This is a genomic window from Klebsiella sp. CN_Kp091 (genome assembly GCF_040065095.1).
Taxonomy (GTDB): Bacteria; Pseudomonadota; Gammaproteobacteria; order Enterobacterales; family Enterobacteriaceae; genus Klebsiella; species Klebsiella aerogenes.
The window spans coordinates 78330-86754 of sequence record NZ_JBEAIO010000035.1 but is presented as its reverse complement, the minus strand read 5'-3'; the positions used below and the strand labels follow the sequence as shown (position 1 = coordinate 86754).

The 8425-nt window shown below is 53.9% G+C and carries 9 protein-coding genes and 1 other annotated feature; of the genes, 5 read left to right on the top strand and 4 right to left on the bottom strand.

Going from position 1 to position 8425, the window contains the following annotated elements:
• Positions 1-193: hypothetical protein (locus tag ABLV17_RS14100; protein WP_348854336.1), on the top strand; the 193-nt coding region annotated here is incomplete at its 5' end.
• A 1-nt stretch (position 194) separates the two neighbouring features.
• Here ABLV17_RS14100 and clpB read toward each other — a convergent pair.
• From clpB to rluD, 3 genes are all read right to left on the bottom strand, one after another.
• Positions 195-2768 carry an ATP-dependent chaperone ClpB gene (clpB, locus tag ABLV17_RS14095; RefSeq protein ID WP_015703191.1) on the bottom strand — a complete coding sequence of 858 codons (2574 nt, stop codon included), beginning with the start codon at positions 2766-2768 and terminating at the stop codon, positions 195-197.
• A 129-nt stretch (positions 2769-2897) separates the two neighbouring features.
• Positions 2898-3629: a purine nucleoside phosphorylase YfiH gene (gene yfiH, locus ABLV17_RS14090; protein WP_271032932.1), complete on the bottom strand. Its 732-nt coding sequence runs from the start codon at positions 3627-3629 to the stop codon at positions 2898-2900.
• Complete coding sequence (rluD, locus tag ABLV17_RS14085; protein WP_213317995.1) at positions 3626-4606, bottom strand: 23S rRNA pseudouridine(1911/1915/1917) synthase RluD; 981 nt, start codon at positions 4604-4606, stop codon at positions 3626-3628. The genes yfiH and rluD overlap by 4 nt, the downstream gene beginning before the upstream one ends.
• Before the next feature lie 131 nt (positions 4607-4737).
• Here rluD and bamD point away from each other — a divergent pair, with 131 nt between their 5' ends.
• The 4 genes from bamD to pheA all read left to right on the top strand — a co-directional run bounded on the left by bamD (position 4738) and on the right by pheA (position 7506).
• Positions 4738-5475 (top strand): outer membrane protein assembly factor BamD, encoded by a 738-nt coding sequence (gene bamD / locus ABLV17_RS14080; protein WP_015370268.1) that lies wholly within the window; start codon positions 4738-4740, stop codon positions 5473-5475.
• Between the two features lie 271 nt (positions 5476-5746).
• Positions 5747-6082 carry a ribosome-associated translation inhibitor RaiA gene (gene raiA / locus ABLV17_RS14075; RefSeq protein WP_002914111.1) on the top strand — a complete coding sequence of 112 codons (336 nt, stop codon included), beginning with the start codon at positions 5747-5749 and terminating at the stop codon, positions 6080-6082.
• Positions 6083-6195: 113 nt separating this feature from the next.
• Positions 6196-6320, top strand: a sequence feature (Phe leader region).
• The gene (gene pheL / locus ABLV17_RS14070; RefSeq protein ID WP_100279143.1) at positions 6197-6244 is read left to right on the top strand and encodes a pheA operon leader peptide PheL; all 48 of its coding nucleotides are present in this window, start codon (positions 6197-6199) and stop codon (positions 6242-6244) included. Its footprint overlaps the feature before it by 48 nt.
• Positions 6321-6345: 25 nt before the next feature.
• Complete coding sequence (pheA, locus tag ABLV17_RS14065) at positions 6346-7506, top strand: bifunctional chorismate mutase/prephenate dehydratase (RefSeq protein WP_271032931.1); 1161 nt, start codon at positions 6346-6348, stop codon at positions 7504-7506.
• Here the strand turns inward: pheA and ABLV17_RS14060 are convergent.
• Positions 7503-8375 carry an SMP-30/gluconolactonase/LRE family protein gene (locus tag ABLV17_RS14060; protein ID WP_308957865.1) on the bottom strand — a complete coding sequence of 291 codons (873 nt, stop codon included), beginning with the start codon at positions 8373-8375 and terminating at the stop codon, positions 7503-7505. The two genes, pheA and ABLV17_RS14060, sit on opposite strands and share 4 nt — an antisense overlap.
• Positions 8376-8425 lie beyond the last annotated feature (50 nt).

Below are 8425 nucleotides of genomic sequence, written 5' to 3'. Positions count from 1 at the left end.
ACCCGGCGGCTTGTTTGCCGTTGTTCCGTGTCAGTGGAGGCGCATTATAGGGAGTAATTCTGAAGTGACAAGCATAAATTCAAAAAAACAATTCAAGCGCTCACTTTTCAACCAAACCATCGTTTGGACTTTAATTCTTGCCTGGTTTTTAAACAAAAACGAGCCCAGAGGGCCCGTTTTTGTCGTTTTGTGACTTACTGCACTGCCACGATACGGTCGTCTTTCACCACCAGCTCGACGGTTTTCCCCGGAACCAGCTCGCCAGAGAGGATTTGCTGAGCTAACGGGTTCTCTATCTGTTGCTGGATGGCACGTTTCAATGGACGCGCGCCGTATACCGGGTCATAGCCATTTTCGCTGAGCAGCTTCAGCGCCTCATCGGACATATGCACTTCATAGCCGCGTTCTTCCAGACGTTTATACAAACGCTGCAGTTGGATCTGCGCAATAGAAGCAATGTGTTTTTCACCCAACGGATGGAAGACCACCACTTCATCAATACGGTTGATAAACTCCGGACGGAAGCGCTGGCTAACCACGCCAAGCACCAGATCCTTCATATGACCGTAGTCCAGCTCGCCGAAACGTTCCTGGATCAGATCGGAACCGAGGTTAGAGGTCATGATGACAACCGTATTACGGAAGTCGACCGTTCTCCCTTGCCCGTCGGTCAGGCGACCATCGTCAAGCACCTGCAGCAGAATGTTAAATACATCCGGATGCGCTTTTTCCACTTCATCCAGCAGGATGACGGAATAAGGACGACGACGGACCGCTTCGGTCAGATACCCGCCCTCTTCGTAACCCACGTATCCCGGAGGCGCACCGACCAGACGCGAGACGGAGTGTTTCTCCATAAACTCGGACATATCGATACGCACCATCGCGTCGTCGCTGTCGAACATGAAGTTAGCCAGCGTTTTGCAAAGCTCGGTTTTACCCACCCCGGTCGGGCCGAGGAACAGGAACGAACCAATTGGCCGGTTCGGGTCAGACAACCCGGCGCGGCTACGGCGAATGGCGTTGGATACCGCTTCAACCGCCTCATCCTGGCCAATGACGCGATGATGTAGATCCTGCTCCATACGCAGCAGTTTCTCACGCTCGCTTTCCATCATGCGCGCCACCGGAATCCCGGTCCAGCGCGCCAGCACTTCGGCAATCTCGGCATCGGTTACTTTGTTACGTAACAGGCGCATCGTTTTGCCTTCAGACTGGGTGGCTGCCGCCAGCTGTTTTTCCAGCTCCGGAATTTTACCGTATTGCAGTTCGGACATCCGCGCGAGGTCGCCAAGACGACGTGCTTGTTCGATAGCAATTTTGGCTTGTTCCAGCTCAGCTTTAATAGTCTGCGTACCGGAGAGCGATGCTTTTTCCGCTTTCCACTCTTCTTCCAGCACCGAATACTGACTTTCTTTGTCCGCCAGCTCTTCATTAAGCATATCGAGACGCTTCAGGCTCGCTTCATCCGCCTCTTTCTTCAGCGCCTGCTGTTCCAGCTTCAACTGGATGATACGGCGATCGAGACGGTCTAGCTCTTCCGGCTTCGAGTCTATCTGCATACGGATGCTGGAGGCCGCTTCATCGATAAGGTCGATGGCTTTATCCGGCAACTGACGGTCAGCAATATAGCGATGCGACAGGGTCGCCGCCGCCACGATGGCCGGGTCAGTGATCTGCACGTGGTGGTGCAGTTCATAACGTTCTTTCAGACCGCGCAGAATCGCGATGGTATCTTCTACCGTCGGCTCGGCAACGAACACTTTCTGGAAACGACGTTCCAGCGCGGCGTCTTTTTCAATGTACTGGCGGTATTCATCAAGGGTGGTGGCGCCGACGCAGTGCAGTTCACCGCGCGCCAGGGCCGGCTTCAGCATGTTGCCGGCATCCATCGCGCCGTCGGCTTTACCCGCGCCGACCATGGTGTGCAGCTCATCGATAAACAGGATAACGTTGCCTTCCTGTTTCGCCAGATCGTTCAGCACGCCTTTCAGACGCTCTTCGAATTCACCGCGATATTTCGCCCCGGCCACCAGCGCGCCCATATCCAGCGCCAATACCCGACGGCCTTTCAGCCCTTCTGGTACTTCGCCGTTGACGATACGCTGCGCCAGTCCTTCGACGATTGCTGTTTTACCCACCCCAGGCTCACCAATCAGCACCGGGTTGTTTTTAGTACGGCGCTGAAGTACCTGGATGGTACGACGGATCTCTTCATCACGGCCGATCACCGGGTCCAGCTTGCCTTGTTCGGCCCGTTCGGTCAGATCGACGGTAAATTTTTTCAATGCCTGACGTTGGTCTTCGGCACCCTGATCGTTCACGCTTTCACCTCCGCGCATTTGTTCAATCGCCTGAGTCACATTGGCGGTTGTTGCTCCGGCAGATTTCAGCAGGTCGGTCAGCGTACCGCGTGATTCAAGCGCCGCCAGAACGAACAGTTCTGACGAAATAAAGTTATCCTTTCTCTTTTGCGCCAGCTTGTCGCAAAGATTGAGAATACGCACCAGATCCTGAGACGGCTGCACGTCGCCGCCGGTACCTTCTACCTGCGGTAAACGGCTCAGCGCCTGTTCGATTTGGCTACGTAACGCCACGGCGTTAACACCCGCCGAGGTTAATAAAGGATGTACCGATCCCCCTTCCTGATTCAGCAAGGCGCTCATTAGATGAAGTGGTTCGATGAATTGGTTGTCGTGCCCGAGTGCTAGCGACTGGGCATCGGCAAGAGCAAGCTGGAATTTATTAGTAAGACGATCCAGACGCATAACTCCTCCCATAAACAGGTCAAATTTGCTACTGGAGATTAAATGAGGTCATCCCTCAATTATTCAAGGTTAAAGACCTGAACTATGTGAAAAATAAGTTTGCCTTCTGGATCGTCTTGATTCTCTAGGTTATATCAGCCAAATGAAACTTGCCATACGACCTGTGGTCTTGTCGCGACGATAAGAGAAAAAATCATCCTTTTCACTTAGAGTGCAACGATCGCCGCCGAAAATCTGCTCAACGCCGACGTTAGCCAGACGCTGACGAGCCAATTGATAGATATTAGCAAAATATTTTTCACCGGCAGGACGGAAGGCGCTCTCCGCCTGGGCATCTTTGGCGATGAAAGCCTCGCGTACTTCCGCACCGACTTCAAACGCCTCTGGGCCAATTGCCGGACCAAGCCAGGCCAGAATATTTTCCGGTTTATCTTTAAAGCAGGCGACCGTTTCTTCCAGTACGCCTTCACATAAGCCGCGCCATCCGGCGTGCGCCGCCGCCACCTCGGTTCCGGCGCGGTTACAGAACAGCACCGGCAGGCAGTCCGCGGTCATCACCGCACAAACGGTACCCGGCCTATTACAGTATGACGCATCGGCGCGTTTTGACACGTACGGCCCGCCATCCAATTTTAGTACCATGGTGCCGTGCACCTGCTCCAGCCACACCGGATAAGAGGGTAAACCCCCAGCGGCAAACATCCGCCGGCGGTTTTCTTCGACATGCAGGAGATCGTCGCCGCAATGGGCGCCAAGGTTCAACGAGTCATACGGAGGCAGGCTCACGCCGCCCAAACGAGTAGAACTACAGGCCGCTACGCCTTTCGGCATAGGCCACTGCGGAACAATCAGCTTTGTCATAGCCAGTCAATATCGTCCTTATGGGTTTCAAAATCGGCGCGCATGGCGTCGATCAGTTCCACCATATCCTGCGGGATCGGCGCGTGCCATTCCATCTCAATGCCGGTTATTGGGTGATACAAACGCAGCATGGTCGCGTGCAATGCCTGGCGATCGAATTTGCGCAGCGCGTTGATGAACTCGTCCGATGCCCCTTTCGGCGGACGCGGACGGCCGCCGTAAACCTGATCGCCCACCAGAGGATGGGTGATATGCGCCATATGGACGCGAATCTGGTGGGTACGGCCGGTTTCCAGACGCAGGCGCAAACGGGTGTGGATACGGAAATGCTCCATAATGCGGTAATGGGTCACCGCCGGTTTACCCATCGGGTGAACCGCCATATGCGTACGCTTGGTTGGGTGACGGCTGATCGGTTCTTCAACCGTACCGCCAGCGGTCATATGGCCGATGGCCACCGCTTCATACTCGCGGGTAATTTCGCGCAGCTGCAGCGACTCGACCAGACGCGTTTGCGCCGGAATAGTCTTCGCCACGACCATCAGGCCGGTGGTGTCTTTATCCAGACGGTGAACAATTCCCGCGCGAGGGACATCGGCAATGGGCGGATAGTAATGCAGCAGCGCATTCAGCACAGTACCGTCAGGGTTGCCCGCACCGGGGTGCACAACCAAATCACGTGGTTTGTTGATGACCAGGATGTCGTCATCTTCATAGACGATATTGAGCGGAATATCCTGCGGTTCAAAACGCACGTCTTCCTCGATCTCAACATCGATAGAGACGGCCTCGCCGCCAAAAACTTTTTCTTTCGGCTTGTCGATGACGTTGCCGTTTACCAGCACGCGCTGGTCAAGGATCCATTCTTTTATCCGCGAACGTGAATAATCCGGGAACAATTCGGCCAAAGCCTGATCTAAGCGTTGACCGAGTTGATTTTCGGACACCGTTGCGGTGAGTTGTACTCGTTGTGCCATATACAGCTTCTTCGTTTAACGTTGGGTTTTACGGCTTTGCCGTTTAATATAGTGTGCTATTGTAGCTGGTCTTAATCGGGAGCAGGAACAGAGATTCTCCCGCATAAACATTTTGAGGAAGTCAAAACGTCATGACGCGCATGAAATACCTGGTGGCAGCAGCCACACTGAGCCTGGCTTTGGTGGGTTGCTCTGGCTCAAAGGAGGAGGTGCCTGATAATCCGCCGAATGAAATTTACGCGACCGCCCAGCAAAAGTTGCAGGACGGTAACTGGAAACAGGCAATAACGCAACTGGAAGCGTTGGATAATCGCTATCCATTTGGTCCTTACTCCCAACAGGTACAGCTGGACCTGATTTATGCGTATTACAAAAACGCCGATTTGCCGCTGGCTCAAGCCGCAATCGATCGTTTCGCTCGTCTGAATCCTACGCATCCAAACATTGATTACGTCATCTATATGCGCGGCCTGACTAACATGGCCCTTGATGACAGCGCCCTGCAGGGCTTCTTCGGCGTCGATCGTTCCGACCGCGACCCGCAGCACGCTCGCGACGCATTCAATGATTTCTCGAAGCTGGTTCGCGGTTATCCGAACAGTCAGTACGCCACTGACGCCTACAAGCGTCTGGTGTTCCTGAAAGACCGTCTGGCGAAGTATGAGCTATCGGTGGTGGATTATTACACCGACCGCGGCGCCTGGGTTGCCGTCGTGAACCGCGTTGACGGTATGCTGCGTAACTACCCGGATACGCAGGCCACTCGCGATGCGCTGCCGAAGATGGAAAACGCCTATCGTCAGATGCAAATGAACGCGCAGGCTGACAAAGTCGCCAAAATCATCGCCGCCAACGGCAAAAACACCTGAGGGTGATAGCAGAAAGCAAAACGGCAGCCCCTGGCTGCCGTTTTTTTATTCAATGAACACCAGCGCTGAAGCGGTTTAGCGCCGAGTTAACTCATCAAATATGGCCCCCTTTCTTCATTTCGACAAGTAAAATCTCATCCGTTCCTGTCCTGTCTCACAAAATGAATTCGTTGACAAAAAGTGACATTTAAATGTGATTTAGATCACATATTTTGACATTGGGCGAGGTATGCTGGGTTCACCAAGACGGGAAAGACAAGAGGTAAAATTTATGACAATGAACATTACCAGTAAACAAATGGAAATTACTCCGGCAATCCGCCAGCATGTCGCAGACCGTCTCGCCAAACTGGATAAGTGGCAAACTCATTTAATCAACCCGCACATCATTCTCTCTAAGGAGCCGCAGGGTTTTATTGCTGACGCAACCATCAATACGCCGAACGGTCATCTGGTTGCCAGCGCGCGTCATGAAGACATGTACGCCGCCATTAACGAATTGATCAACAAGCTGGAACGGCAGCTGAATAAAGTGCAACACAAAGGGGAAGCCCGCCGCGCCGCCACATCGGTGAAAGAGGCAGGCTTTGTGGAAGAAGAAGAGTAATCCTTAACTTAAGTTGTGTCATGCCACGCGCCTTCGGGCGCGTTTTTCGTTTTTTAATTGACAGGATGAAAACAGTACAGGTACTGTAATCCACACTAACCTAAGGAATTCATCGTGAAACGACTCCCGTTCTTCTTCGCATTCTTTTTTACCTTCCCCTGACTGGGAGGCGGTTCGTCGTATAAGAAAGAATGCGAAGACGAATAACAAGGCCTCCCACGCGGGAGGCCTTTTTTATTGATAACAAGAAAGGCAACACAATCATGACCGAGGAAAACCCATTACTGGCCCTGCGCGACAAAATAAGCGCCCTGGATGAAAAACTGCTCGCGCTGCTGGCTGAACGCCGCGGCCTGGCGGTGGAAGTCGGGAAAGCGAAGCTGGAATCGCACCGTCCGGTACGCGATATCGACCGCGAACGCGACCTGCTGGAGCGTTTAATGACGCTTGGCAAAAAGCACCATCTGGACGCCCACTACATTACCCGCCTGTTCCAGCTGATTATTGAAGACTCCGTTCTTACCCAGCAGGCGCTTCTGCAGCAGCATCTTAATAAGATTAACCCCCACTCCGCGCGTATCGCCTTCCTGGGGCCTAAAGGCTCGTACTCACATCTTGCCGCGCGCCAGTACGCCGCGCGTCATTTTGAGCAATTTATCGAAAGCGGCTGCGCGAAATTCGCCGATATCTTTGAGCAGGTCGAAACCGGTCAGGCCGATTACGCCGTCGTGCCGATTGAAAACACCAGCTCCGGCGGGATCAACGATGTGTACGATCTGCTGCAGCATACCTGTCTGTCGATCGTCGGCGAACTGACGCTGCCAATCGATCACTGTGTGCTCGTTTCCTCCTCAACGGACGCCGATAAGATCAAGACCGTCTATAGCCATCCGCAGCCGTTCCAGCAGTGCAGCCAGTATTTAAGCCGCTATCCGCACTGGAAAATCGAGTACACCGAGAGTACCTCGGCGGCGATGGAAAAGGTCGCGCAGGCAAAATCCCCCACCGTTGCCGCGCTGGGTAGCGAGGCCGGCGGCGCGCTGTACGGGCTGCAGGTGCTGGAGCACTGCCAGGCTAACCAGACGCAAAACATCACTCGTTTCCTGGTACTGGCGCGTAAAGCGGTGAACGTATCCGATCAGGTGCCGGCGAAAACGACGCTGTTAATCGCCACCGGCCAACAGGCAGGCGCGCTGGTTGAAGCGCTACTGGTGCTGCGTAACCACAACCTGATCATGAGCAAGCTGGAATCGCGGCCAATCCACGGTAACCCGTGGGAAGAGATGTTTTATCTGGATATTCAGGCCAACCTGGAATCCCTTCCGCTACGTAAAGCCTTAAAAGAGCTGGCCGAAATTACCCGTTCGATGAAAGTACTGGGCTGTTACCCAAGCGAAAACGTCGTGCCGGTCGACCCGGCTTAACGTTCAATAAATTGCCGTTTCTTCATCCCTGCCACCGCAACCGGCAGGGTGAAGATGGCGCCGGAAAGCGGATATTGCGCCACTTCGTCGGCGTCCATATTTTCCCGGGTGGTAGTGATGTAGAGCGTTTTCATATCCGCGCCGCCGAAACACACCATCGTGGGGCAACGCACCGGCACGCAATACTCTTCCAGTTGTTCTCCGTTCGGCGAAAAACGGGCAATCCGCCAGCCGTCAAACATCGCGCTCCAGTAACAGCCTTCTTCATCAACCGCCGCACCGTCAGGGATCCCCTCTCCCGGATGGAAACGACGAAATACTTCCCGTTTGCCCGGCTCGCCCTGCTCATCCAGCGGCGTGCGGTAAATGACCGCGTTCGGCGTATCGGAGGTATACATCCAGCGCTTATCGTCGCTAAACGCCAGACCATTAGCACCATGAATATCGCACTGCACCACCTTTGGCGTCAGGTCATTATCAATCCGTACCAGAAGCGCGCCGTTGTAATCCCCCGGCCCCCAGAAGGTGCCTGCGTAAAAACGGCCATCCCGGTCGGTGCCGCCGTCGTTAAAACGCGCCAGATCCGGGTTACTTGGGTTATCACAGATTTTGCGTTGCAGCAGACCACGGGCATCACAAAGCCAGATACCGCTACGTAATGCGACGATAAAACCGCCCTTCTCGCGCAGAGCAAAGCAGCCCACTTCTTCGGGAAATTGCAGAACCTGGTGTTCTTTACTGCGTGTATCGTAGCGGTGAATTTCGCACTCAAGAATATCCGCCCAGTACAGTGCCTGTTCGGCATCGCTCCAGGTTGGGCATTCCGGCAGGTGCCCGACGTAATCAAACAGCGGTTGCGGTTGAGCCATCTTTTCATCCCTATAAAAAAAGCCAGCGGGTTACCCCTCTGGCTTTATTG